This window comes from Thermosulfurimonas marina (genome assembly GCF_012317585.1).
Classification (GTDB): domain Bacteria; phylum Desulfobacterota; class Thermodesulfobacteria; order Thermodesulfobacteriales; family Thermodesulfobacteriaceae; genus Thermosulfurimonas_A; species Thermosulfurimonas_A marina.
Genome location: NZ_CP042909.1, coordinates 555603 through 580627, shown reverse-complemented (window position 1 = coordinate 580627; position 25025 = coordinate 555603). Strand labels below are relative to the sequence as shown.

The window sequence follows — 25025 nt, the reverse complement described above, 5'->3', positions numbered from 1 at the left end:
TCCATGAAGATAGGAGCCTTCATCTGCACCTCTTGTAATATTGGGGAGAGGCTGGAGATCTCGGAACTGGAGGCGGCGGCCCAGGACCAGGGGGCCCAGTTCGTCGCCTCCCGGGAATTCCTCTGTAGCAAGGAAGGGGTTCAGGCCATCAATGAGGCCATTAAGAACGAGGGCCTGGAGGCGGTGGCCATCTGTGCCTGTTCTCCACGGGTAAACTGGGAGGTCTTTGACTTCGGCAAGGTGGCGGTAGAGCGGGTAAACCTCCGGGAGGGGGTGGTCTGGAGCCGCTTCCCGGTGCCCGGGGAGGGGGAGGAATCCGTGGACGACACCAAGGAGGTGGCCGAGGGGGTTACCTTCAAGGATGAACTCATGTCCCTGGCTAAGGATTATGTGCGTATGGGGGTGGCCAAGCTCCAGGCTTATAAATTCCCTGAACCGTATAAACCGGAAGAGGAGATTTCTAAGACCGTGCTGGTGATCGGGGGCGGAGTGGCCGGAATGACCGCGGCCCTTGAGGTGGCCAAGGCGGGGCATCCGGCCATCCTGGTGGAGAAGGAGAAGGAACTCGGGGGCTTTGCGGCCAAAATGAAGGCCCAGGTCAAGGCCGAGCCTCCCTTCGACGGGATCACCGAGCCCATTGTGGGAAGGCTCATCTCCGAGGTGCAGGGGAATGAAAAGATCACCGTATATACCGGGGCTCAGGTGACCAGCATCAAGGGGGCTCCGGGGCTCTTTACGGTGACCATCAAAAAGGGTGGAAGCGAGGAAGAGGTCAAGGTGGGAGCCATTGTGGTGGCTGCGGGCTGGAAGCCCTACGACGCCTCCAAGCTTGAGGAATTGGGCTACGGAAAGTTGGCCAATGTGGTCACCAATGTGGAATTCGAGGAAATGGCCGCCAAGGGGGAGATCAAGAAAAAGGACGGCTCCCCGGTCAAAAGCGTCCTTTTTGTCCAGTGTGCCGGACAGCGGGACGAGAATCACCTCCCTTACTGCTCCTCGGTCTGCTGTCTGGTCTCTCTCAAGCAGGCCAAGTATGTGCGGGAGCTCGATCCCGAGGCCAAGGCCTACATTATTTATAAAGACATGCGTACGGTGGGGATCTACGAGAACTTCTATCGGAATATGCAGGATGACCCCGGGATCTTTCTTACCAAGGGAGAGATCCAAGGGATTGCCGAAGAGGATGGGAAGCTAGTGGTCAAGGTGGATCAGACCCTTTTCGGGGAGGAGATGGAGATTCCTGTGGACATGGTGGTTCTGGCCACGGGTATGGTCCCGGCTACGGCCGAAGATCCCATCATTCCCCTCGAGTACCGCCAGGGGGCAGGCTTTCCGGAGTTGGAACTCTTTTATGGTTTTGCGGACTCTAATTACATCTGTTTCCCTTATGAGACCCGGCGTACCGGTATTTATGCCGCAGGGGCGGTGCATCAGCCCATGACCATCTTTCAGGCCATGGAGGATGCTACCGGGGCGGCCCTTAAGGCCCTGCAGTGTCTCAAGGCCATCGAGATGGGCCATGCCGTGCATCCCCGGACCTGGGACTTTGCCTATCCCGAATGGGACCTCAAGATGTGCACCCAGTGTAAGCGGTGTACGGAGGAGTGCCCCTTCGGGGCCCTGGACGAGACCGAGGATGGGACCCCCATGCCCAATCCCACGCGGTGCCGTCGGTGTGGGACCTGCTTCGGGGCCTGTCCGCAGCGGATCATCAATTTCAAGGACTACAGCATTGACATGGTCACCCAGATGATCAAGGCCTGCGAGATGCCGGAGCCGGACTATGGGCTCTACCGGGTGCTGGCCCTGGTCTGCGAAAATGACGCCTATCCCGCGCTGGACATGGCGGCCTATCGGCGGATCAATCTTCCGGTGGCCTTCCGGGTGATCCCGGTGCGCTGTCTGGGAGCGGTGAACGTCTCCTTCGTGAAGGACGCCATGAGCAAAGGTTTTGACGGGGTGCTCCTTCTGGGTTGCAAGTTCGGGGAGAATTATCAGTGCCATTTCATCAAAGGAAGTGAGCTGGCCAACCGGCGGATGGAAAACGTGGCCGAGACCCTGCAGCAGCTGGCCCTGGAGACCGAGCGGGTCACGATGGAGATTGTGGCCATCGATGAGGTGGAAAAACTCCCGCAGATCATGGGTAAATTTGTAGAGTTCCTCCAGGAATACGGAGAAAGTCCCTTTAAGGGATGGTAAGGAGGTAAGATATGGCCCGTATAGAGCCCGATGTCCAGACGGTAAAGGAGATCCAGGCCGCCGGAGGGGATACGGTCAAGAAGTGCTATCAGTGTGCCACCTGTACCTCGGTCTGTCCTCTGGCCACGGAGGAGGTGCCCTTTCCGCGGAAACAGATGCTCCTTGGGCAGTGGGGATTCAAGGAAAAGCTCCTTTCGGACCCGGCCCTCTGGCTCTGTCATCAGTGCGGGGACTGCACCCTTTATTGTCCCCGGGGGGCCCGGCCGGGGGACGTGTTGGGGGCCTTGCGGAACATGGCGGTCCGGGAGCTTACCGAATTCAAGTTCTTGTGGACCTTTTACAACAAACCCTGGGGGCTTCCCATCCTCATAGCTTTGTCCCTGATCACGGTCTGGCTTTCCCTTTCCATCTTTGCTGGAGGTGTTCCGGGATTTCCCACGCTACCTTATCTGCCGCACATGAGTGCCGAAGAAGTGCACATCCTCTTCCTTAAGTTAAGCCCTAGGGTGGTGGCGGTGGACGCGGTTTTCTTGCCCCTTGCCGCCTTTGTAGTCCTCATGGTGGCCATCGGGATCAACCGCATGTGGAACGGACTGGTGGAAAATGCCGGGATACCGGCGGCGTATCGTCTGGGTTTTTGGGCCTTGGTGACCACTTATCTGGGGGCGGCCCTTCGCGAGATCCTGGCACATAGCCGCTTTCTGGAGTGCGGGGCCAATCGCTGGCGTTTCAACGGCCACCGGATGCTCCTTTGGTCTTTCATTATTTTGGCCTTTGTCACTGCCGTGGTCTTCATCGCTGCGGATGTCTTCGGATTCCACACCCCGTGGCCCCTCTATAACCCCATTAAGATCTTGGCCAACATCGGGGCTATTCTTCTCCTCTACGGAGTGATCAGTGTCATCGTGAATCGCAGCCGCGCTGCAGCGGAGGGTAAACTGGCCAGCAGCTATCAGGATTGGTTCCTCATCTATCTTATCCTGGCGGTAGGATTGACCGGGGTGCTCACGGAGCTTCTGCGGATTGCCGGAAGCACCATCTATCCTGGAATGTACGCCCTGCATCTGGCCTCGGTCTTTATGCTCTTTTTGAGTGTGCCCTATTCCAAGTTTGCCCACCTGGTTTACCGCACTACGGCCTATGTCTTTGATCTATACAGCCGGGATGTGCGGGCCAGGATGGCCGCTCTGGAGGCCGCAAGCGCTCCGGCCTCCACCGAGGCTGCGGAAGAGGCTTCTTCCGGGGAGGGCGAAGGGTCCTCTGAGGAGGCCCAGGCCTAAATTCTTGACACGCCTCAAGCCTTGGTTATAATTCCAAAGCAGGTCTGAGGGACTCAGGCCTGCTTTTTTGATGGAGTTGGAGGGGTTCCCGAGCGGTCAAAGGGGTCGGGCTGTAAACCCGATGGCTCAGCCTTCGGAGGTTCGAATCCTCCCCCCTCCACCATTTTAGAATTTAAGGAGCGGGAGTAGCTCAAGTGGTAGAGCATCAGCCTTCCAAGCTGAGGGTTGCGGGTTCGAGTCCCGTCTCCCGCTCTAAAAAGATGAAGGAGCCCACGTAGCTCAGGAGGTAGAGCACTTCCTTGGTAAGGAAGAGGTCACCGGTTCGAATCCGGTCGTGGGCTCCATAAGGTTTGATCAAAAAGAGGAGGTAGGAGATGTCGAAGCCGAAGTTTGAGCGGAAGAAGCCGCATTTGAATGTAGGGACGATAGGGCATATTGACCATGGGAAGTCGACGTTGACGAGTGCGATTACCAAGGTGTTATCCACGAAGGGTTTGGCGGAGTATATTCCGTTTGAGAACATAGACAAGGCGCCGGAGGAGAGGCAGAGGGGGATCACGATTCAGCTGGCGCATGTGGAGTATGAGACGGAGAAGAGGCATTATGCGCATGTAGACTGTCCGGGTCATGCGGACTACATCAAGAACATGATTACGGGGGCGGCGCAGATGGACGGGGCGATATTGGTGGTGGCGGCCACGGATGGGCCGATGCCGCAGACCCGGGAGCACATATTGTTGGCGCGGCAGGTGAACGTGCCGGCGATTGTGGTGTTTATGAACAAGGTGGACATGGTGGACGATGAGGAGTTATTGGACTTGGTGGAGTTAGAGGTGAGGGAGTTGCTTTCGAAGTATGGGTATGATGGGGACAACACGCCGGTGATTAGGGGGAGTGCGTTGAAGGCGTTGGAGTGTGGGTGTGGGAAGGAGGATTGTCAGTGGTGTGGTCCGATATGGGAGTTGATGAGGGCGGTGGATGAGTACATACCGGAGCCGGTGAGGGAGGTAGACAAGCCGTTTTTGATGCCGATAGAGGATGTTTTTTCGATAAGTGGGCGAGGGACGGTGGTGACGGGGAAGGTAGAGAGGGGGGTGTTGAGGCCTGGGGATGAGGTAGAGATTGTGGGTTTGAGGCCGACGGTAAAGACGGTGGCCACCAGCGTGGAGATGTTTCGGAAGATCTTGGATGAGGCGTTACCTGGGGACAACATTGGGGTGTTGTTGAGGGGTATAGGCAAGGATGAGGTAGAGAGGGGGCAGGTGTTGGCGAAGCCTGGGAGCATAACGCCGCACAGGAAGTTCAAGGCGGAGGTATATGTATTGAAGAAGGAGGAGGGGGGGAGGCACACGCCGTTTTTCAATGGGTATAGGCCGCAGTTTTATTTTCGGACGACGGATGTGACGGGGGTGGTGAAGTTACCGGAGGGGGTGGAGATGGTGATGCCTGGGGACAATGTGGAGTTGGAGGTGGAGTTGATCAAGCCGGTGGCCATGGAGGAGGGATTGAGGTTTGCGATACGGGAGGGAGGCCGGACGGTAGGAGCCGGTGTGGTGACCAAGATCCTGGAATAAGGGGTGAGGAGAGATGGCCAAGAAGGGCGAGGCGCGGGTGATTATTCATCTTCAGTGTACGGAGTGTAAGCGGCGCAATTACACCACTACCAAGAATCGGCGTAACACTCCGGATCGTCTGGAGCTCCGGAAGTATTGTCCCTGGGACCGGAAACACACCCTCCACAGGGAGGTCAAGGGGAAGTAAAATTAATATAAGGCAGGCCAGTAGCTCGAACTGGTAGAGCACCGGACTCCAAATCCGGGGGTTGGGGGTTCGAATCCTCCCTGGCCTGCCATTTTTTTATAGGAGAGGGAGATGGCCAAGGCGGCGGGGGCGAAAAGGAAAGTGGCAAAGCCGGCTGAGGGAAAGGTGGCTTCGCTTAAAGAGTTGCGGGAGAGGGGGAAGCTGGCTCAGGCCGTGCAGTTCCTCAAGGAAGTGCGGGTGGAATTCAAGAAGATCACCTGGGCCAGCCGGAGGCAGACCCTGGCGACTACGGCCGCGGTCCTTTCCTTTACGCTCTTCGTGGCCTTTTATTTGGGACTGGTGGATCTAATCCTTTCCAAGATTGTGCAGTGGCTGGTGTATTGAGATGAGCTGGTATGTAGTTTACGTGTGGGCCGGAAGGGAGCGGGAGGTGGCCGAGGCCTTAAAGGCCCGGTTTGCGGAAGAGGGGCTGGCGGAGGTCCTGGAGCAGGTGGTGGTGCCTCCGGAGAAGATCATCGAGGTGGTCTTCAGTCCGGAAAAACACGTCTCCAGGCGCTTTTATTCCGGCTATATTCTGGTGAAGCTTCAGGACGGAGAGGGGGCCTTCGAGCTCTTGCGAAACGTGGAAGGTGTGGTAGGGATAATGGGCGATGGCAAGCCCCGGCCTCTTACGGAAGAGGAGGCCCGGAAGCTCTTGGAGCAGATTGCGGTAGAGGAGATCAAGCCCAAGCCCCGGTATCAGTTTATGCCCGGGGATCGGGTGCGGATTACCGAGGGGCCTTTTGCCAACTTTCACGGAGTGGTGGACGAGGTGAAACCCGACAAGGGCAAGGTCCGGGTGCTGGTGAGTATTTTTGGGCGAGAGACCCCGGTAGAAATTGAATTTGCCCACGTGCAGAAGATCTAAAGGGGTGAGGTGCGATGGCCAAGAAGGTAATCGGGATCATTAAGCTCCAGCTTCCAGCCGGTCAGGCTTCTCCGGCACCGCCGGTAGGGCCGGCTTTAGGACAGTACGGGGTAAATATCATGGAGTTCTGTAAGGCCTTCAATGCCAAGACCAAAGGGCAGGAAGGCCTGGTTATTCCGGCGGTCATTACGGTCTATGCCGACCGTTCCTTTACCTTCGAGCTCAAGACTCCACCGGCTTCGGTCCTTCTCAAAAAGGCCGCAGGGGTGGAAAAGGGGGCCCATAATCCCAAAAAGGAAATTGTAGGGCGGGTCACCCGCAAGCAGGTGGAAGAGATCGCCCGCACGAAGATGAAGGATCTTAATACTTTAGATCTTGAGGCCGCCATGCGCATGATCCAGGGGACGGCCAAGAGCATGGGGATCGAGATTGTGGACTGAGGTGAGGCGCTATGGCTAAAAGAGGCAAGAAGTATCGGGAGGCGCTTTCCAAGATCGATCGCACCAAGCGCTATACCTTCGAAGAAGCGGTGAAGCTCGCCCTGGAGAACGCCTACGCCAACTTTGACGAGACGGTGGATGTGGCGGTGGTGCTGGGGGTGGATCCCCGGCATGCGGACCAGATGGTGCGGGGCTCGGTAGTCCTTCCCCACGGCACGGGAAAGACCGCGCGGGTGGTGGTTTTTGCCAAGGGAGACAAGGCCAAAGAGGCGGAGGCCGCGGGGGCGGACTATGTAGGGGCGGAGGACCTCATCCAGAAGATCCAGGAGGGCTGGCTCGAGTTTGACAAGGCGGTAGCCACTCCGGATATGATGCCTCTGGTGGGGCGGATCGGAAAGATCCTGGGGCCGCGGGGGCTTATGCCCAGTGCCAAGACCGGGACGGTGACCTTTGATGTGGCCCGGGCGGTAAAGGAGATCAAGGCCGGAAAGGTGGACTTCAAGGTAGACCGGGCCGGGGTGGTGCATGCCCCGGTGGGTAAGGTCTCCTTCGGGCCGCAGAAGATTTTGGAGAATCTGGCGGCCTTTTTTGAGGCCCTTTTGCGGGCCAAACCCTCGGCGGCCAAAGGCCAGTATATAAAGAGTGTGACCATTTCCACCACTATGGGGCCGGGCATCAAGGTGGAGCCGGCGGATGTGCGCAACCTGGTGAAAGAGTACCAGGCGGAGTAAAGTCTCAGGACCCCTCCCCTTTGGGGGCGGCCCTGAGTCGGAGAGAGCAGGTAGCCCTAAAGGGCTTTAAACGGCGCAGGCCGGCCTGCGGAGGCGAAGGGAGGCCTTCGTCAAATTGCTTATTTCAAGGAGGGAAGCGTGCTTACGCGAGCCCAAAAGGAAGCTCTGGTAAAGAGTTTGCGGGAAAAGTTTGAAGAGGCCCAGGCAGTATTTGTGACTTCTTTCAAGGGCCTTACGGCCAACGAGAGCAACGAGCTGCGCAAGAAGGTGCGGGAGGCCGGAGGAGAGTATCGGGTGGTCAAGAATACTCTCCTGCGGATCGCCTCTTCCGGCACTCCGGCGGAGCCTTTGCAGCAGTTCATTGAGGGCCCTACCGGGATAGCCCTCGCCTATAAGGATCCGGTGGCCCTGGCCAAGGTACTTACGGAGTTTGCCAAGGAGCACGAAGCCCTCATTTTGCGCGGGGCGGCCCTTCAGGGCAAACCGGTGGAGGCCAAGGGGATTGAGGCCCTGGCCAAGCTTCCGCCGCGGGAAGTGCTTCTGGCCCAGCTCTTGGGTCTGCTCCAGGCCCCTCCGGCGCGCCTGGTGCAGCTCCTGGCCAATGTTTTACGCTCTTTCCTTTATGTGCTCAAGGCTATTGAAGAGAAAAAACGGGCCGAAGGTGGCCAGTAAACCTTAAAAATCCTGGAAGGAGGCAAGGATCATGGCGGTAACCAAGGAAGAGGTGATCGAGTTCATTGCCAACATGAGTGTGCTTGAGCTTTCGGAGTTCATCAAGGAGCTCGAGGAGAAGTTCGGGGTGAGTGCCGCGGCTCCGGTGGCTGCGGTGGCGGCGGCTCCCGGGGTAGCTCCGGGGGCGGAGGCGGCTCCGGCGGAGGAAAAGACGGAGTTTGATGTGATCCTGGCGGACGCCGGTGGCCAGAAGATCCAGGTCATCAAGGAGGTCCGGGCCATTACCGGTTTGGGCCTCAAGGAGGCCAAGGAGCTGGTGGAAAGCGCTCCTAAACCCATAAAGGAGGGAGTCTCCAAAGAGGAGGCCGAGGAGATCAAGAAGAAGCTCGAGGCGGTTGGCGCCAAGGTAGAAATCAAGTAAAATATCCCTTTGAAACCAGGGCTCAAAAAGAGGGCTTTTCCCTGCCATGGGGAGAAGCCCTTATTGTGTTTGAGAAACTTCTCAGAAGGAGGCGGTCCGCGGTATGGAAACTCCCATCATCTTACCGGCCAGGATAAGGAGAACCTTTGGAAAAGTCAAACCCATTATGGAGGTCCCCTACCTCATAGGGGTCCAGAGGGAATCTTACGAGCAGTTCCTTCAGAGGAATGTTCCCCCGGAAAGGCGCCAGGACAAGGGCATTCAGGGGGCCCTCAAGGAGGTCTTCCCCATTCGGGATTTTACGGGCACCGCGGAGCTGGAATTCGTGGACTACGAGATTTTACCTCCGGAGCTCTCTCCGGAGGAGTGCTGGGAGAAGGGTCTGACCTACGAGGCCCAGATGAAGCTGCGGGTGCGGCTCATCACCTATGATGTAGATCCAGACTCTGAGACCCGCAATATACGGGATATCAAGGAGCAGGAGATCTTTTTCGGCTCGGTGCCCCTCATGACCGACGACGGACGTTTCATCATCAACGGCACCGAGCGGGTGGTGGTGAGCCAGATCCAGCGTTCGGCTGGGGTCTTTTTCGATCACGACAAGGGCAAGGCCCATGCCGGAAAGATCGTCTATACCGCCCGCATCATCCCGGCCAAGGGCTCCTGGCTGGATTTCGAATACGACCACCGGGGACGGTTGCTGGTCCGTATCGATCGCCGCAAGAACTTTACGGCCACCACTTTTCTTAAAGCCATGGGGATGACCGAGGAGGAGATCCTCAACTACTTTTATCCCCGGGAGAAGTTCTATCTTTACGAGGACCGGATCGAAAAGGAGATCAACCCGGAAGTCTTCCTCACCCAGACGGTCTCGGTGGATATCGTCCATCCAGAGACCGGGGAAGTCCTTCTCAAAGCTGGCCGTCGGGTGACTAAGGCGGCCTTAAAGAGGATCCTTGAGGCCGGAGTGAAGACCGTCCCGGTTACGGAAAAGGAATTCCTGGGGCGAGTAGCGGCTAAAGATGTGGTGGATCCGGAGACCGGAGAGGTCCTGGTGCACTGTAACGAGGAGATTACCAAGGAGAAGCTGGCCCGGCTTCGGGAAGCGGGCATCAAGGAGGTGGAGTGCCTTTACATTGACGTCCATCGCTACACCCGGGCCTTGCGGGACACCCTTAAACTCGACAAGGCCAAGACCCGGGAGGAGTGCTTGATCGAGATCTACCGGAAGATGCGGCCATCCAGCCCGGCGACGCTGGAGGTGGCCGAGCCCTATTTCCGGTCCCTTTTCTTCGATCCGGCCACCTACAATCTTTCCGAGGTGGGCCGCTACAAAATCAATCTCCGGCTGGGGCTGGACATTCCTATTACCCAGACCACCCTTACCAAAGAAGATGTCCTGGCCATCCTCAAGGAGCTCATCCGCATGAAGGAGGCGGGAGAGGAGGGGGACGATATCGATCACCTGGGCAATCGGCGGGTGCGGGCCGTGGGAGAGTTGGCCGAGAACCAGTATCGGGTGGGGTTGGTGCGCCTGGAGCGGGCGGTCAAGGAACGGATGACCCTCCAGGATGTGGAGGCCATGATGCCCAATGATTTGATCAACCCCAAGCCGGTGACCGCGGCCCTGCGGGAGTTCTTCGCCCAGGGGCAGCTTTCGCAGTTCATGGATCAGACCAATCCTCTTTCCATGATCACCCACAAGCGCCGCCTTTCGGCTTTGGGCCCCGGCGGACTCACCCGGGAGCGGGCGGGATTTGAGGTGCGGGACGTCCATCCCTCCCACTACGGTCGGATTTGTCCTATTGAGACCCCAGAGGGTCCGAACATCGGGCTCATTGTCTCTATGGCCACTTACGCCCGGCCCAATCCATACGGGTTCCTGGAGACCCCTTATCGGCTGGTGAAAAAGGGCCGGGTGACCGATCAGGTGATCTACCTTAACGCCGCTGAAGAGAAGGATATGGTTATTGCCCAAGCCACCATCAATATCGATCAGGACGGGCGTATCCTGGATGAGGTGGTCCCGGCTCGGAAGGGCGGAGAATTTATCATGGCCCGGCGGGAGGAAGTGGATTTGGTGGACTTGGTACCGGCCCAGGTGGTAAGCGTCTCCTCTTCGCTCATCCCCTTCCTGGAGCACGACGACGCTAACCGGGCCCTCATGGGCTCCAACATGCAGCGCCAGGCCGTGCCCCTTATTCGCACCGAGGCCCCCCTGGTGGGCTCGGGAATGGAGCGGGTGGCCGCCCGGGACTCCGGCATGGTCATCCTGGCCGAAGAGGACGGGGTGGTGGAGGATGTGGACTCCACCCGGATCGTGGTGCGCTACGACTCCCGCAACGGAGGCTTTCCAGAGGTCAAGATCTACAATCTTATCAAATGGCGGCGTTCCAACCAGAACACAACCTTTACTCAGAAACCCCGGGTGCGTCCGGGCCAGAGGGTGCGCAAGGGCGAGGTCCTGGCCGACGGTCCCTCTACCGATGGAGGGGAGTTGGCCCTGGGTAAAAACGTGCTCGTGGCCTTCATGCCCTGGCGGGGCTACAACTTTGAGGACTCCATCGTCATCTCCGAGCGCCTGGTGCGGGACGATGTTTACACCTCCATCCATATCGAGGAGTTCGAGTGTGTGGCCCGGGAGACCAAGCTCGGCCGGGAGGAGATCACCCGAGATATCCCCAATGTGAGCGAGGAGGCCCTTTCCAACCTTGACGAAAGCGGGATCGTGAAGATCGGGGCCTACGTGCGCCCTGGGGACATCCTCGTGGGCAAAGTGACCCCCAAGGGGGAGGTCCAGCTCACTCCGGAGGAGAAGCTTCTCTGGGCCATCTTCGGGGAGAAGGCCAGCGACGTGAAGGACACCTCTCTGAGGGTTCCGGCGGGGATTGAAGGAATCGTGATCGATACCAAAGTCTTTACCCGCCGGGGAGTAGAAAAAGACGAACGGGCCTTGGCTAAAGAAGCGGAAAAGATTGCCCGTCTGGAAAAAAATCGGGCAGACTATCTGGAGATCTTGCGCCGCAGCACCCTTTTGGCCCTGGAGGAAATCCTTTCCGGGGCGGAGACGGCGGCGGCTTACATTGATGAGAAGGGCGAGGAGGTGGTCTCCCGCGGGGAGCCCTTTACGCGGGAGGTCCTCGAACGGGTACCCCTTAACAAGATTCGGGATCTGGCCCCCAAGAAGCTTCGGGGCAAGGTGGACGAGCTCCTCAAGAAATTCGAGGTCCGCAAGGCGGAGATTGTGCACGAATTCGACCAGCGTATCAAGCGGGTCACCAAGGGGGACGAGCTCCCTCCCGGGGTCCTCAAGGTGGTCAAGGTCTATGTAGCCATGAAGCGCAAGCTCCAGCCCGGGGACAAGATGGCCGGCCGCCACGGAAACAAGGGCGTAATCTCCAAGGTGGTCCCCATTGAGGACATGCCCTATCTCCCGGACGGGACCCCGGTGGACATGGTGCTTTCTCCCCTGGGGGTTCCCTCCCGGATGAATATCGGACAGATCCTCGAGACCCATCTGGGGTGGGCCTGTAAGGAGCTGGGGCGCAAGCTGGCCCGTCTGGCCGAGGAACACCAGGTAAAGGCGGTAAAGGATCTCCTGAAAAAGCTCTTTACCGAGGAGGAGTATCAGCGGCTTACCGAGGGCAAGAGCGAGGAGGAGATCCTGGACATGGCCCGGGCCTTTGCCGACGGGATTCCGGTGGCCACCCCGGTCTTCGACGGGGCCAAGGAGCCGGAGATCAAGGCCTGGTTGCGGGAGGCCGGACTTTCGGAGACCGGGCAGACTGTGCTCTATAACGGGCTTACCGGAGAGCCCTTCCGGGAGCCGGTCACCGTAGGCTACATGTACATGCTCAAGCTGCACCATCTGGTGGACGACAAGATCCACGCCCGTTCCACCGGACCCTACTCCCTCATTACCCAGCAGCCTCTGGGAGGTAAGGCCCAGTTCGGCGGACAGCGGCTGGGAGAGATGGAGGTCTGGGCCATGGAGGCCTACGGGGCGGCCTACGCCCTTCAGGAGTTTATTACGGTGAAAAGCGATGATGTGACTGGGCGGACCCGGATGTACGAGAAGATCGTCAAGGGGGAGAACTTCTTGGAGCCCGGTCTTCCGGAAAGCTTCAAGGTCCTGGTCAAGGAACTCCAGGGTCTCTGTCTGGATGTGGAAGTCATTGAGGAATAACCCTTTGAGGGTTAAGGAGGTGCAGAGAGATGGAGGAGCTTTTCTCCTACTTTACCAAGCCCAAGGACCCCATGGATATCAAGGCCATCCGGCTGGGGATCGCCTCTCCGGAGAGGATCCGGGAGTGGAGTCACGGAGAGGTCAAGAAGCCGGAGACCATCAATTACCGCACCCTCAAGCCCGAGCGGGACGGACTCTTCTGCGCCAAGATCTTCGGGCCGGTTAAGGATTACGAGTGTCTCTGTGGAAAGTACAAGCGGGCCAAGCACCGGGGGGTGATCTGCGAGAAGTGCGGGGTGGAGGTCATTCAGAGCAAGGTGCGCCGGGAACGCATGGGGCACATTGAGCTGGCGGCTCCGGTGGCCCATATCTGGTTCCTGCGTAGCGTGCCTAGCAAGATCGGGGCCCTTCTGGATCTCACCCTTAAAGAGCTGGAGTCTGTTCTTTACTTTGAAAAGTACATCGTGATCGAAAGCGAGGTCCCGGAGCTTTCGCCGCGCAAGGTGCTCACCGAGGAGCAGGTCCAGGCCTTCCGCCAGAAGTACGGCGAGAAGTTCCGGGTGGGCATGGGGGCGGAGGCCATCCGGGAGATCCTGCGCACCATTAATCTGGATGAGGAGGCGGAGAGGATCCGGGCGGAGATAGAAAAAACTTCCAGTGAGGCCCGGCGCAAGAAGCTGGGCAAGCGCCTACGGGTGGTGGAGGCCCTACGCCAGTCCGGGAATCGGCCGGAGTGGATGATCCTGGAGGTGGTTCCGGTAATTCCTCCGGAGTTGCGCCCCCTGGTGCCCCTTGAGGGAGGGCGTTTCGCCACCTCGGACCTCAACGACCTTTATCGTCGGGTGATCAACCGGAATAACCGTCTCAAGCGTCTGATGGAGCTCGACGCTCCGGAGGTCATTGTGCGCAACGAGATGCGCATGCTCCAGGAGGCGGTGGACACCCTCTTTGATAACGGGCGTCGGGGCCGGCCGGTGACCGGGCCCAACCGCCGGCCGCTTAAGAGCCTTTCGGACATGCTTCGGGGCAAGCAGGGCCGTTTTCGGCAGAACCTCCTGGGTAAGCGGGTGGACTTTTCCGGGCGTTCGGTGATCGTGGCCGGGCCGGAGCTGCGGATGCATCAGTGCGGACTGCCCAAGAAGATGGCTCTGGAGCTCTTCAAGCCTTTTATCTATCACTGGCTGGAAAAGAAGGGCTACGCCACCACGATCAAGACCGCCAAGCGCCTAGTGGAGGAGGAAGATCCCCTGGTCTGGGATGCCCTGGAGGAGATCGTCAAGGAATTCCCGGTGATGCTCAATCGGGCTCCCACCCTTCATCGGCTGGGGATCCAGGCTTTTGAGCCGGTGCTCATCGACTCCAAGGCCATTCAGCTCCATCCTCTGGTTTGCGTGGCCTATAATGCGGACTTCGACGGGGACCAGATGGCGGTCCACGTGCCCCTTTCGGTAGAGGCCCAGACCGAATGCCGGGTGCTCCTTCTTTCCACCAATAATATTTTGCTTCCGGCAAGCGGGGTTCCGGTGGTCTACCCCACGCAGGACATGGTTCTGGGACTCTTTTACATGACCATGGAGCGGCCCTTTGCCCGGGGAGAGGGCCGGGCCTTTCGCAATCGGGAAGAAGCCCTTCTGGCCTATCAAGAGGGGGCGGTGGACCTCCAGGCGCGGATCAAGGTGCGTCTAGACGGAAAGCTGGTGGAGACCACTCCGGGACGCCTGATCGTCTCCACCATTGTGCCGGAAGAGATTCCCTTTGAGGAGTACAACAAGCCTTTGCGCAAGAAAGAGCTCCAGCGTCTGATCGACCTCTCCTACCGGCGGGCCGGGGCCAAGAAGACGGTGATTTTTGCCGACCGCATCAAGGATCTGGGTTATCAGATGGCCACCGAGGCCGGACTTTCCATCTGTGTGGACTATCTGGTGATCCCCAAGAAGAAGGCCGAGATCCTGGCCGAGGCAGAAAAGAAGGTGGAGGAGATCCGGCGGCAGTACCAGGAGGGGCTCATTACCGACGGGGAGCGCTATAACAAGACGGTGGATATCTGGTCGGCGGCCACGGAGAAGGTCACCCAGGAGATGGTCAAGGAGATGGAGACGGCGGAGTACGTGGGGCCCAACGGGGAGAAGGTGGTAGGGCCCAGCATGAACCCGGTTTACATAATGGCCTACTCCGGGGCCCGGGGCTCCATCGACCAGATCCGCCAGCTGGCCGGGATGCGCGGCCTTATGGCCAAACCCTCGGGAGAGATCATCGAGACCCCCATTAAGAGCAACTTTCGGGAGGGCCTTTCCGTCCTGGAATACTTTGTCTCCACTCACGGAGCCCGGAAGGGGCTGGCCGACACGGCTCTCAAGACCGCCAATGCCGGGTATCTCACCCGTCGTCTGGTGGATGTGGCCCAGGATGTGACCATCGTGGAGGAAGACTGCGGGACCATCGACGGGATTGAAGTGGGGCACCTCATTGAGGCCGGAGAGATCATGGAGCCGGTGTGGGACCGGGTGTTGGGTCGGGTGGCCCTGGAGGACGTTGTGGACCCGGTGACCGGGGAGGTGCTGGTCAAGGCCAACGAGGAGATCGACGAGGAGGCGGTAAAACGTCTGCGGGAGGCCGGAATCGAGAAAGTGGCCATCCGTTCGGTCCTTACCTGTCAGAGCCGTTACGGAGTTTGCGCCAAGTGTTACGGAAGGGATCTAGCCACCGGGCGCATGGTGGAAATCGGGGAGGCCGTAGGGATCATCGCCGCGCAGTCCATTGGCGAGCCCGGGACCCAGCTCACCATGCGGACCTTCCACATCGGAGGTACGGCCAGCCGGGCCGTGGAGCAGAGTGAGCATCGGGCCCAGACCCAGGGTCAGGTGAAATTTATCAATCTGCGCACGGTGCGGGCCCGGGACGGCTCTCTGGTGGCCCTCAACCGTCAGGGAGAGATCGCCATTGTGGCCCCGGATGGACGGGAGAAGGAACGTTACCCGGTGGTTTACGGGGCCAAGATCCGGGTAAAAGAGGGACAGGAGGTCAAGCCCGGGGATCTCTTGGTGGAGTGGGATCCCTTTACTAATCCCATTATCACGGAGGTCTCCGGAAAGGTAAAATTCGGAGACATCATTGACGGGGTCACCGTGGACGAGCGCACCGACCCCATCACCGGCCGGGTGAGCATTATCGTGCGGGAGTATAAGCTCACCGACTATCGCCCGCGGATTTCCATTAAGGACGAGCGGGGGCGGACCAAAAAATTGCCCTCCGGCCGGGGGGAGGCCCGGTATCTCCTTCCGGTGGGGGCCATCCTTACCGTGCAGGAGGGCGACTATGTGGAGGCTGGAGACGTGATCGCCAAGATCCCGCGGGAGACGGTGAAGACCAAGGACATCACCGGTGGTCTTCCCCGGGTGGCCGAGCTCTTTGAGGCCCGAAAGCCCAAGGACTACGCGGTGATCAGCGAGATCGACGGCGAGGTCCTCTTTGACAAGGAGCTCAAGGGCAAGCGCAAGATCGTGGTCAAGCCGGAGGTGGGGGAACCCAAGGAGTATCTCATTCCCAAGGGGAAATATCTGGCGGTGCAGGAGGGGGATTACATTCGGGCCGGAGACCCCCTGATCGAGGGCTCCCCCAATCCTCACGACATTCTGCGGGTCAAGGGGGTCAAGGAGCTGGCCAAATTCCTGGTGGAGGAGATCCAGGAGGTCTATCGGCTCCAGGGGGTGCGGATCAACGACAAACACTTTGAGGTCATCGTGCGCCAGATGCTCAAGAAGGTGAAGATCAAAGAGGTGGGGGACACGCGTTTTATGATCGGGGAGCTGGTGGACCGCCACGTTTTTGAGGAGGAAAACGAGCGCGTCCTGCGGCAGGGAGGGCGTCCGGCGGTGGCCGAACCGGTGGTCCTGGGAATTACCAAGGCCGCCCTCTACACCGAGAGCTGGCTGTCTGCGGCCTCCTTCCAGGAGACCACCCGAGTGCTTACGGACGCTGCGCTGGCGGGTAAGGTGGACTACCTGCGGGGCCTCAAGGAGAACATGATCATCGGGCGTCTCATTCCCGCAGGCACCGGCCGGGTCTATTACGACATGCGGGCCGAACAAAAGGCCCTGGAAAAGGAAAAGAAGGCCGAACTGGAGCTACCCTTCTAAGAAGATTTTTCCCTGGCCGAGAAGAAGGCCGCCCGAGAGGGCGGCCTTTTCTTTTTAAAAGCTTTTTTGTTTTTTAATTATCACCATAAATGAATTTTAATTAAGAATAAAAACATCTTGACAACTCGCTATGAGATTTGTTATACGGAATTCCAAAAAACAAATCCAAAAAAACAAAAGGAGGGGAGCGATGAGAAGAGGGCATAGTGTTTCGTCAACTGTGTCCGCAGGATAAAAGGCCTTCCTCCATAAGATCCTCAAAACCTCTCAGTTTTCGCGAACGGTATTTCTCCTCTAGACCCCTAAGCACCAGATAGACTACCTTGTAAAGTGCCCCAGGCTCACAGAAAACCTCTATCACCTTGGTCCTGCGCTTGACCTCTTTAATCAGCCTTTCAAGCTGATTCGTGGTGTAAATATAATTCCGAATAGGCTCCGGATATTCCAGAAAAACCAAGAGATCCTCGAGGTTCTCCTCCCAGTGCTTCACTACTTCCGGATACTTCCCTTGCCACCGGGCCTTGAAAGCCCTGAAGGCCTCCAGGGCCTCGGACCTCCTCCCAGCCCGATAAATTTTCCTCAAATCCTGAGCCAGCGCCTCTCGGTGAGACCTCCGAACCTTCCTCAGGCTATACTTGAGACTGTGAAGAACGCATCTCTGAAACCTGGCCCCAGGATAAACCCTGAGAACCGCCTCCTTCAAGCCTGATAGCCCGTCCCCTATGACCACCTCAATCCTCTTGAGACCTCTTTCGCGCAGTTCGTTGAAAATTTCCTGATAAACCAGAGCGCTCTCACCTTCCCCTCCACTGGTCCAAAAGCCCACAATCTCTCTGGTCCCATCTCGCCTTATCCCCAAAGCCAGATACACCGGCTCCCTGGCCACAGTTCCTCTCCTCACCGGCAGAAAAGTAGCATCCAGATAAAGGGCAAAGTATTCCTCCGAAAGCCTTCGCTTTCTCCAGGACTCAATTTGGTCCTCGGCTACCTCCGTTAGTCTGCTTATACTGGCTGGCGAATAGTAAGCCCCGTAAATGGTCTCGATAAATCTTGAAACCGCCCTGGTACTGGCTCCCGAAGCGTACAAGGCCAATACAGCTTCTCCCAAGTCGAGACCGGCTCTTCTCCTTGGAGGAGGTAGAATCTGAGCTCTAAAGTTTCCATCTCGAGTTCTGGGAACCATAAGGCCTTCAATAGGCCCGTATTTGGTGAGAAGGGAGCGAGAGTAGAAACCATTGCCTTTGGTTTCAGGGTGTTCCTCAAGGTAAAGGCTTCTTTCCTCAATAGCCAGTCGCTCAATCACGCTTTTAATGGCCTCCTTGATGAGGTCCTCCAGCTTTTCTATAATTTCTCTGTCCTGCATGGCCTTCCTCCTTCCCTTTGGTTTGACTCCCACTTATTATCGCAAGGAGGAAGGCCTCTTTATTTACCCCCTCGGACACAATTTGTGAAACACTACCGAAGAGGGAGCTATTTGTATTTATGTTTGTGGATCGTTTTGGCTTTTGTTCTTTCTGGATGTGCTACGATCCTTAGTGGGAAAACTCAAAAAATCAATGTTACTTCTACCGGAAAAACAGGTGTCAAATTTGAAATTGATGGACAAACTTACTCTACTCCTGCTATTGTTACATTAGAAAGAGAGAATAAAGATAAAATTATAAAAATTTTGGATCCTGAATGTACTCAAAAGCAGTATTTATTGAATAAGAAGATTAATCCTGTTTTCTTTGTTAACCTTTTAAGTGGAGGAGTTTTTGGTTCTACTACGGATTATGTTTCTAATGCTATGTGGCAATACGATTCTAATGTAAATATCCAATGTAAATAATTTTTGCTGTTGGCCCGGGAAACCCCGAGCCAACTTTGTTTTCATTAGGATTGTATAAATTTTCTGTTTCCATAAGTTTAATAATTATATGTATTGGATATTCTCTGTCATGTTGTGCGCAAAGGCTTCCTAAAGAGATCATTTATTTAGCTTTACATAAAAAGCTTTATCTTTCTCCTACATGGAAAGTTCTTCTTCATATTGATCCTTATAGTAAAAGACCTTATATTAAAGATCCTTCCTTTATTCTTAGTTATTCTCATTTTTCTTTAGCTGAGGAAATGAAAAAAACTATAGAATCCTTTTTTTTGCCTCCAGGTATTTTTTCTGATTCTAATGCTCATCCTATATGTCGTTTTCCTGCGCGGAAATTGTTTATTGAACATGAGTTAAATCTTTCTGAAAATATATTTCCTCAGGTAGAATGTAAAGATTTTAATTATTATCTTAAAAAGGCTCCAGCAGATAATATTTATTTGGTGTTTGCTTCAGAAAATATTAAAAATCCTGCGAGTATGATGGGCCATCTATTTCTTAAATTAGAAGGCATTAATGATGAAGGAAGGCAAGTTGCTCATGCTGTTTCGTTTTTTGCTGTGATAAATACTTATAATCCTTTGAAACTTGGTTTAGAAAGTTTGTTTACTGGTATGAGAGGTATTTTTTCTTTAATGCCTTATTATTATCAGGTTGCAAAATATTTAGAGAAAGAAGAGAGAAATATATGGGAATACAAATTGAATTTATCTTCTTACCAAAAAAAGTTACTTTATTTTCATATATGGGAGTTAAAAGATGTTAAAATGGAATATTATTTTCAGGGGTATAATTGTGCTACAGTAATATATTATCTTTTGTCGTTAGCAAATCCTGAAATATTCAATAAGAAAGCTCATTGGATTTCACCATTAGATGTTGTTAAGTTAGCTAAACAGTATGGTTTGATAAATGATGTGCGATTGTTGCCTTCTGATCAATGGTTGATCAGAATGTTAGAAGAAAGATTAAATTTTTGGGATATCCTTCTTTTAAAATTTTCCGTAGAAAAAGGAAATGAAAAATATTTTTCTTCTTTAGATCCCCAGAATGTCAAAGATTTTTATCGATTAAAGTTGGGAGAAGTTTATGGATATTATTCTTGGAAACATGGAATAATTTCAAAAAAAGTGTGGAAAAATTTAGAGAAAATTTTTAGAAAACAGCTTTCAAATAGTCCTTATGGATTTGATATTTCCAAGTATAAATCTCCATTTAAGATTCCTCAAGAGACGCATTTTGAAACTGGTATTACATATTTTGGAAAAGAGAAATTCTTAAAAGTAGATTTTTTGGCTGCTTCTCACACTCTCGAAGATGATAATCGTGAATATTTTTCAGAAAGTGCATTAGAGGTGGGAAGATTTAGTTTTTTAGTTAATAAATGTTCTTTTAAATTGGAAAATTTTAAGTTATATTATATGAGATCTTTGATTCCTTTTGATCTTCTTACTAAAGGCATTTCAAGTCAATTTGGAATAGAGATGTCGCCTAGATACTTAGATAATTCAAAATATTTTTATTCGTTTAATATTAGTGGGGGTATCGGTCTAACTTTTAGGTTTTTTTCAGATATATTCGTATACATTTTAGGAAACCTAGAAAATGGATATGGAAATAAAATATATTTGACTTACAATCCCCAAATTGGGTTAATTATTTATGAAGTTTTTCATATGAAAACGTGGATAAATTATTCTTATTGGGGAAGGCCGTTAAATTATTCTTTAATAAGTTTTTCTCAAAGCATTTTTTTGTCTAAAAATTTTAGAATTTCTTTTAAAATAAATTTAGTAGAAGGAAAAACAGAAAGCTATGGAATCTTTTTGAATTTTTCTTTTTAAATTAGAAAAGAGTAGCGGCAAAATTTGAAATGAAAATAGAGCAATGAAATAGAATGTTAAATAAGAAGCTTTATTGTATAATGTTTTTGAGTATAGCTGTGTTGGGTTTCTAGAGATCAAAAAGCTTTAGTCTTTAAGCTTATCCTTCGCGGAAGATCTTGCGGAAGAACCATTCCGAGGGGCAGAAGTTTACGATTCCGGAAAGAATGCTCATCAGGGCCACGAACCAGAAGATATATTTGGCGCAGGGTTTTCCCTTGTAGAGCAAGAAAATTCCCACCAGAAGAATTACTCCCATCAGGATCCTTTGGGCCCGAATAGCCTTCATCATTGCCCTCCAGCGATATTTTGAAGACCTTTTATAAGGCTAGAGCAATTTTCGGCGGTGAGCAAGGGGGCGAGGAGGGCCTTTTTCCCCGGAAGGCCTTTGAAAAGCTGCGCCAGGAGGCCTTTGATCTTCTTGCAGGCCGTCTCCGGGCGAAAGACCTGGAACATTTCTTCCAGAAGTTCCAGGGCCAAGCGGGCCCGGAGGGAGGGCGGTTTTTCCAGAAGGCGGTTTTCCTTATATTCTTTGAAGATCCAGGGATTGCGTAGGGCGGCGCGCCCCACCATCACCGCCTGACAGCCGGTTTCCTTGAACATACGCTTAATGTCCTCCGGGGCCTTTATGTCGCCGTTTCCGATCACAAAAAGGCCCTCCGGGGCCGCCAGTTGTACCAGGTCCCGGAGGCGAGGCCAGCGGGCCTGGCCGGAGAAGCCCTCCACCGCCAAGCGCGCATGGAGCACCAGGGCCGAAATTCCGGTGTGAAGGAGCCTTTCTACGAGTTCCTCCAGGCGGTCTTTATCCCAACCGAGACGCATTTTGACCGAGGCGGGAAGACCCGCGCGGCGGGCGGCTTCGGCCAGGGCCTGGGCACAGGCCGCTAGGCGCTCGGGGTCCTTGAGAAGGGCGGCCCCGGCCCCCCGGGAGACCACCTTGCGCACCGGACAGCCGGCGTTGAGGTCCAGGGCGTCCGGTCGAAGTTCTCGGGCTACCCGCTCTGCGGCCCGGAAGATCTTTTCCGGATCGGCCCCAAAGAGCTGAAAGACCAGGGGGCGCTCGGCCTCCGTAAAGTAACAGAGGGGATCCTCGAGGCCCTTCTGGAGGATCATCTCCGCGCTGACCAGTTCGGTCCAAGTGCGGTCGGCTCCGAGCCTGCGGAGGAGCCGCCGAAAGGGGGAGTGGGTGTAGCCCGCAAGCGGGGCCAGAATGACCTCTCCGGTCTGAAAGGCCACCTCAGCCGACAACCACTTTGAGAAAACGTTTCTTGCCTACCCGGAGGTAGGTCTCCCCCGGAGAAAAGGCATATTCTTCGGGAAGGGCCACCCCTTCCAGGGTCTTAATCGCTCCCTGGGCCACCAAACGTTTGCCCTCGGAGGTGCTTTTGACCAGACCGGCCTCCTTGAGGAGCCCCGGGAGCCAGATCCGGCCCGGGGCCACCCGGATCTCCGGGGCCTCCTTAGGGATCTCCTTTCGGGTAAAGACCCGTTCGAACTCTTCGGCGGCCTCCCGGGCCGCAGCCTCGGAGTGAAACTGGGTCACAATCATCATGGCCAGGCGTTTCTTGACCTCCTTCGGATGTTCCCGCCCTGCGGCCACCGCCTGCTTGAGGGCCTCGATCTCCGGGAGGGGAAGATCGGTAAGAAGCTCGTAATAGCGCCACATGAGGTCGTCGGAGATGGACATGAGCTTTCCGAACATCTCCTGGGGGGGTTCGGTGATGCCCACATAGTTTCCCAGGCTCTTGGACATCTTCTGGACGCCGTCCAGGCCCTCCAGAATAGGCACGGTGAGGATCACCTGGGGCTCCTGGCCGTATTCCCGCTGGATCTCCCGGCCCACCAAAAGATTGAAGAGTTGATCCGTTCCTCCCAGTTCCACATCGGTCTCTAGGGCCACAGAGTCGTAGGCCTGGATCAGGGGATAGATGATCTCGTGGATGTAGATGGCCCGGCCAGTCTCGAAGCGTTTTTTGAAATCATCCCGTTCAAGCATCCGGGCCACGGTGTATTTGGCGCAGAGCCGGATGAAATCCTCGGCGGTCATCCGGCTCATCCACTGGCTATTGAAGACCACCTGGGTCCTTTCCGGATCCAGGATCTTAAAGACTTGGTCGGCATAGGTCCGGGCGTTCTCCTGGATCTCTTCCCTGGTGAGAGGGGGGCGGGTCTCGGAGCGGCCCGAGGGATCTCCGATCATGGCCGTGAAGTCCCCGATGAGGAAGTAGACCATGTGCCCTAGATCCTGGAAATGACGCATCTTGCGCAGGAGCACGGTGTGGCCCAGGTGAAGATCCGGGGCCGTGGGGTCAAAACCGGCTTTTACGCGCAGGGGCCGGCCGGTCTCCGCCGAACGCCGAAGTTTGGCCAGCAATTCCTCCTCTTCGATGATATCCACCGTTCCCCTTTTGAGATACTCCAGGGCCTCTTCCGGCTCGAGGTTCTTCATAAGCCCTCTCCCTATCTTTTTCCGGGGTTTTTAATCCTACTTGGAGATCCCTTCAAGGGTTAGCAGATGCGGGGGAGGGGCTCTCCGGTAAGGACGGGGAGGATCCTTTCTCCGCCTACCCGGGTGCGGAGCACCACCAGGGGGCGGCTTGCGGCCTCCCGAACCTCTCCGATGAGGGCGGCCCCTTCTCCTCCCGCCAGGCCCCGGAGAAGATCTAGGGCCTCGGCCGCCCGAGAGGCGGACACCACCGCCACAAAGCGTCCTTCACAGGCCAGATAAAGGGGGTCGAGCCCCAAAATCTCGGCTCCGCCCCGGACCTCCGGACGCACGGGAATGGCCGCCTCGTCCAGATAGATCAGGGTACCCGACTCCTCGGCCAGCTCGTTTATGGTGGTGGCCAGTCCTCCGCGGGTGGGGTCCCGCAGGGCGTGGAGGTCCTCTCCCAGGACCTCAAGCAGGGGTTTTACCAGGGGCCAGACCGGGGCGGAATCACTCCGAAGCCCCTTGAGGGGGAGCCCCTCCCGAGCGGCCAGCACCGCCAGACCGTGATCTCCCACCGGGCCGGAGACCAGGACCCGGTCCCCGGGACGAATGCGGGAGGGATGAGGGGCCGGAGACCTCAGGAGACGGCCGAGCCCGGCGGTATTGAGGTAAAGGCCGTCCCCCTTGCCCCGGGGGACGACCTTGGTGTCGCCGCAGACGATATGTATCCCCAGGGCCCGGGCGGCCTCGGCCATGGAGCGGACCACCTTGCGCAGGTCCCTCAGAGAGAACCCTTCTTCCAGGATGAAACCGCAGGAGAGAAAAAGGGGCTCCGCCCCCACCATGGCTAGATCGTTGGCCGTGCCGTGAACCGCAAGGGATCCGATGTCTCCTCCGGGGAAAAAGAGGGGGGAGACCACAAAGCTGTCGGTGGTAAAGGCCAGAGGGCCCTGCAGATCCTCAAGGAGGGCCGCATCCAGAAGCTCTGGAGATCTCTCAAAGGCCTCAAAAAAGACCTCCCGGAGAAGCTGGTGGGTGGCCCGACCGCCGCTTCCGTGGTCGAGAAGGACTATCCCCTCAGCTCCAGAGGCCATCTATCTTCGCTCCGCAGTGAGGACAGGTGCCCTCGGGAGGGATTTCCTTCTTGAGGATGCGGAAGCCGAAGCGTTCGATAAGGAGCCTTCCGCAAGCCCAGCAGTAGGTATTTTCTCCGGCCTCTCCGGGGACGTTTCCGGTGTAAACATAGCGCAGACCTTCTTCTTTTCCGATCTCGTAGGCCCGCTTCAGGGTCTCTACCGGGGTGGGCGGACGGGTAAGGAGGCGGTAGGTGGGATAAAACCGGGTCACATGCCAGGGGGTCTCCGGGCCCAATTCATCCCGAAGAAACCGGGCGATCTCCCGCAATTCCTCGGGGTCGTCGTTTTCGCCGGGAATGATCAGGGTGGTGACTTCCAGCCACACTCCCTGGCGCTTGAGATATTTCAGGGTCTCCAGCACCGGTTTCAGGCGGGCTTTACAGTGCCGTTTATAGAAGTCTTCCCGAAAGGCCTTGAGGTCAATATTGGCCCCGTGGAGGTGGGGATAGATGGTGTCCAGGGCCTCCGGGGTCATGTAACCGTTGGAGACAAAGACGTTTTTGAGTCCGGCTTCCGAGGCCAGGCGGGCGCAATCCAGAGCGAACTCAAAATAGACCGTGGGCTCGGTGTAGGTGTAGGAGATGGAGAGGCAACCTGTGCGCCGGGCCTCCTCCACCACCTCCTCCGGGCGCATCTCTTCTCCGGTCACATAGCCGTAGTGATGCGGAAACTGGGAGATTTCAAAATTCTGACAGAAATCGCAGCGGAAATTACAGCCTACGGTAGCGATGGAATAACTCAGGCTTCCGGGTAAAAAATGGAAGAGGGGCTTTTTCTCGATGGGATCCAGGTGATGGGCGATAACCTTTCCGTAGACCAGGCTATAAAGGACCCCTTCTTCGTTTTTACGCACCCCGCAAAGTCCGGTCTTTCCCGGAGGAATGCGGCAGCGGTGATGGCAAAGCCGGCAGCGGACCTCGCCACCTTCAAGTCGGTCGTAAAGGAGAGCCTCCCGCATACGCTCCTCCTCCTTTC

General features: G+C 55.9%; 20 protein-coding genes and 4 tRNA genes. 18 read left to right on the top strand and 6 right to left on the bottom strand.

Features of this window, described 5'->3' with window-relative positions:
* The first annotated feature begins 3 nt into the window (after positions 1 to 3).
* The 16 genes from FVE67_RS03065 to rpoC all read left to right on the top strand — a co-directional run bounded on the left by FVE67_RS03065 (position 4) and on the right by rpoC (position 16733).
* Positions 4 to 2199 (top strand): hydrogenase iron-sulfur subunit, encoded by a 2196-nt coding sequence (locus FVE67_RS03065; protein ID WP_168719193.1) that lies wholly within the window; start codon positions 4 to 6, stop codon positions 2197 to 2199.
* An 11-nt stretch (positions 2200 to 2210) separates the two neighbouring features.
* Positions 2211 to 3479: a quinone-interacting membrane-bound oxidoreductase complex subunit QmoC gene (gene qmoC, locus FVE67_RS03060; RefSeq protein WP_168719192.1), complete on the top strand. Its 1269-nt coding sequence runs from the start codon at positions 2211 to 2213 to the stop codon at positions 3477 to 3479.
* A 78-nt stretch (positions 3480 to 3557) separates the two neighbouring features.
* Positions 3558 to 3642: transfer RNA gene (locus FVE67_RS03055), tRNA-Tyr, on the top strand.
* 16 nt (positions 3643 to 3658) lie between these two features.
* A tRNA-Gly gene (locus FVE67_RS03050) sits at positions 3659 to 3731 on the top strand.
* A gap of 16 nt (positions 3732 to 3747) precedes the next feature.
* Positions 3748 to 3823 (top strand) — tRNA-Thr (locus tag FVE67_RS03045).
* Positions 3824 to 3853: 30 nt separating this feature from the next.
* On the top strand, positions 3854 to 5053 hold the full coding sequence (gene tuf / locus FVE67_RS03040; protein ID WP_168719102.1) for an elongation factor Tu: 1200 nt from the start codon (positions 3854 to 3856) through the stop codon (positions 5051 to 5053).
* A 13-nt stretch (positions 5054 to 5066) separates the two neighbouring features.
* The gene (rpmG, locus tag FVE67_RS03035) at positions 5067 to 5240 is read left to right on the top strand and encodes a 50S ribosomal protein L33 (RefSeq protein ID WP_168719191.1); all 174 of its coding nucleotides are present in this window, start codon (positions 5067 to 5069) and stop codon (positions 5238 to 5240) included.
* Between the two features lie 14 nt (positions 5241 to 5254).
* Positions 5255 to 5331: transfer RNA gene (locus FVE67_RS03030), tRNA-Trp, on the top strand.
* 74 nt (positions 5332 to 5405) lie between these two features.
* Positions 5406 to 5624: a preprotein translocase subunit SecE gene (secE, locus tag FVE67_RS03025; RefSeq protein ID WP_168719190.1), complete on the top strand. Its 219-nt coding sequence runs from the start codon at positions 5406 to 5408 to the stop codon at positions 5622 to 5624.
* 1 nt (position 5625) lies between these two features.
* Positions 5626 to 6147 carry a transcription termination/antitermination protein NusG gene (gene nusG / locus FVE67_RS03020; protein ID WP_246167917.1) on the top strand — a complete coding sequence of 174 codons (522 nt, stop codon included), beginning with the start codon at positions 5626 to 5628 and terminating at the stop codon, positions 6145 to 6147.
* A 14-nt stretch (positions 6148 to 6161) separates the two neighbouring features.
* Entirely contained in the window at positions 6162 to 6587 is a 426-nt protein-coding gene (rplK, locus tag FVE67_RS03015; protein ID WP_168719189.1) for a 50S ribosomal protein L11, read from the top strand.
* An 11-nt stretch (positions 6588 to 6598) separates the two neighbouring features.
* Positions 6599 to 7318: a 50S ribosomal protein L1 gene (rplA, locus tag FVE67_RS03010; RefSeq protein ID WP_168719188.1), complete on the top strand. Its 720-nt coding sequence runs from the start codon at positions 6599 to 6601 to the stop codon at positions 7316 to 7318.
* Between the two features lie 138 nt (positions 7319 to 7456).
* Entirely contained in the window at positions 7457 to 7990 is a 534-nt protein-coding gene (gene rplJ / locus FVE67_RS03005; RefSeq protein WP_168719187.1) for a 50S ribosomal protein L10, read from the top strand.
* 31 nt (positions 7991 to 8021) lie between these two features.
* Positions 8022 to 8411 carry a 50S ribosomal protein L7/L12 gene (rplL, locus tag FVE67_RS03000; protein ID WP_168719186.1) on the top strand — a complete coding sequence of 130 codons (390 nt, stop codon included), beginning with the start codon at positions 8022 to 8024 and terminating at the stop codon, positions 8409 to 8411.
* Positions 8412 to 8514: 103 nt separating this feature from the next.
* Positions 8515 to 12597: a DNA-directed RNA polymerase subunit beta gene (rpoB, locus tag FVE67_RS02995; RefSeq protein ID WP_168719185.1), complete on the top strand. Its 4083-nt coding sequence runs from the start codon at positions 8515 to 8517 to the stop codon at positions 12595 to 12597.
* A gap of 29 nt (positions 12598 to 12626) precedes the next feature.
* The gene (rpoC, locus tag FVE67_RS02990; protein WP_168719184.1) at positions 12627 to 16733 is read left to right on the top strand and encodes a DNA-directed RNA polymerase subunit beta'; all 4107 of its coding nucleotides are present in this window, start codon (positions 12627 to 12629) and stop codon (positions 16731 to 16733) included.
* A gap of 214 nt (positions 16734 to 16947) precedes the next feature.
* Here rpoC and FVE67_RS02985 read toward each other — a convergent pair whose 3' ends face one another.
* Positions 16948 to 18096 (bottom strand): IS256 family transposase, encoded by a 1149-nt coding sequence (locus FVE67_RS02985; RefSeq protein WP_425505381.1) that lies wholly within the window; start codon positions 18094 to 18096, stop codon positions 16948 to 16950.
* Between the two features lie 123 nt (positions 18097 to 18219).
* On the opposite strand from FVE67_RS02985, the gene FVE67_RS02980 reads away from it, so the two are divergent.
* Both FVE67_RS02980 and FVE67_RS02975 read left to right on the top strand, forming a co-directional pair.
* Positions 18220 to 18564 (top strand): hypothetical protein, encoded by a 345-nt coding sequence (locus tag FVE67_RS02980; protein WP_210534641.1) that lies wholly within the window; start codon positions 18220 to 18222, stop codon positions 18562 to 18564.
* Positions 18565 to 18614: 50 nt separating this feature from the next.
* On the top strand, positions 18615 to 20444 hold the full coding sequence (locus FVE67_RS02975) for an Lnb N-terminal periplasmic domain-containing protein (protein WP_168719182.1): 1830 nt from the start codon (positions 18615 to 18617) through the stop codon (positions 20442 to 20444).
* Positions 20445 to 20583: 139 nt separating this feature from the next.
* On the opposite strand, the gene FVE67_RS02970 is transcribed toward FVE67_RS02975, so the two are convergent.
* The 5 genes from FVE67_RS02970 to amrS are packed head-to-tail and all read right to left on the bottom strand — an operon-like array spanning position 20584 to position 25008.
* Positions 20584 to 20772: a YgaP-like transmembrane domain gene (locus tag FVE67_RS02970; protein ID WP_168719181.1), complete on the bottom strand. Its 189-nt coding sequence runs from the start codon at positions 20770 to 20772 to the stop codon at positions 20584 to 20586.
* Positions 20772 to 21719 carry a tRNA dihydrouridine synthase gene (locus tag FVE67_RS02965; RefSeq protein ID WP_210534640.1) on the bottom strand — a complete coding sequence of 316 codons (948 nt, stop codon included), beginning with the start codon at positions 21717 to 21719 and terminating at the stop codon, positions 20772 to 20774. The genes FVE67_RS02970 and FVE67_RS02965 overlap by 1 nt, the downstream gene beginning before the upstream one ends.
* A 1-nt stretch (position 21720) precedes the next feature.
* Positions 21721 to 22932, bottom strand: a complete 1212-nt coding sequence (gene tyrS / locus FVE67_RS02960; protein WP_168719179.1) for a tyrosine--tRNA ligase — start codon at positions 22930 to 22932, stop codon at positions 21721 to 21723.
* Between the two features lie 59 nt (positions 22933 to 22991).
* A complete protein-coding gene (gene hypE / locus FVE67_RS02955) occupies positions 22992 to 24008 on the bottom strand; it encodes a hydrogenase expression/formation protein HypE (RefSeq protein ID WP_168719178.1) in 1017 nt (338 codons plus the stop codon).
* Positions 23992 to 25008: an AmmeMemoRadiSam system radical SAM enzyme gene (gene amrS / locus FVE67_RS02950; RefSeq protein ID WP_168719177.1), complete on the bottom strand. Its 1017-nt coding sequence runs from the start codon at positions 25006 to 25008 to the stop codon at positions 23992 to 23994. The genes hypE and amrS overlap by 17 nt, the downstream gene beginning before the upstream one ends.
* Positions 25009 to 25025 lie beyond the last annotated feature (17 nt).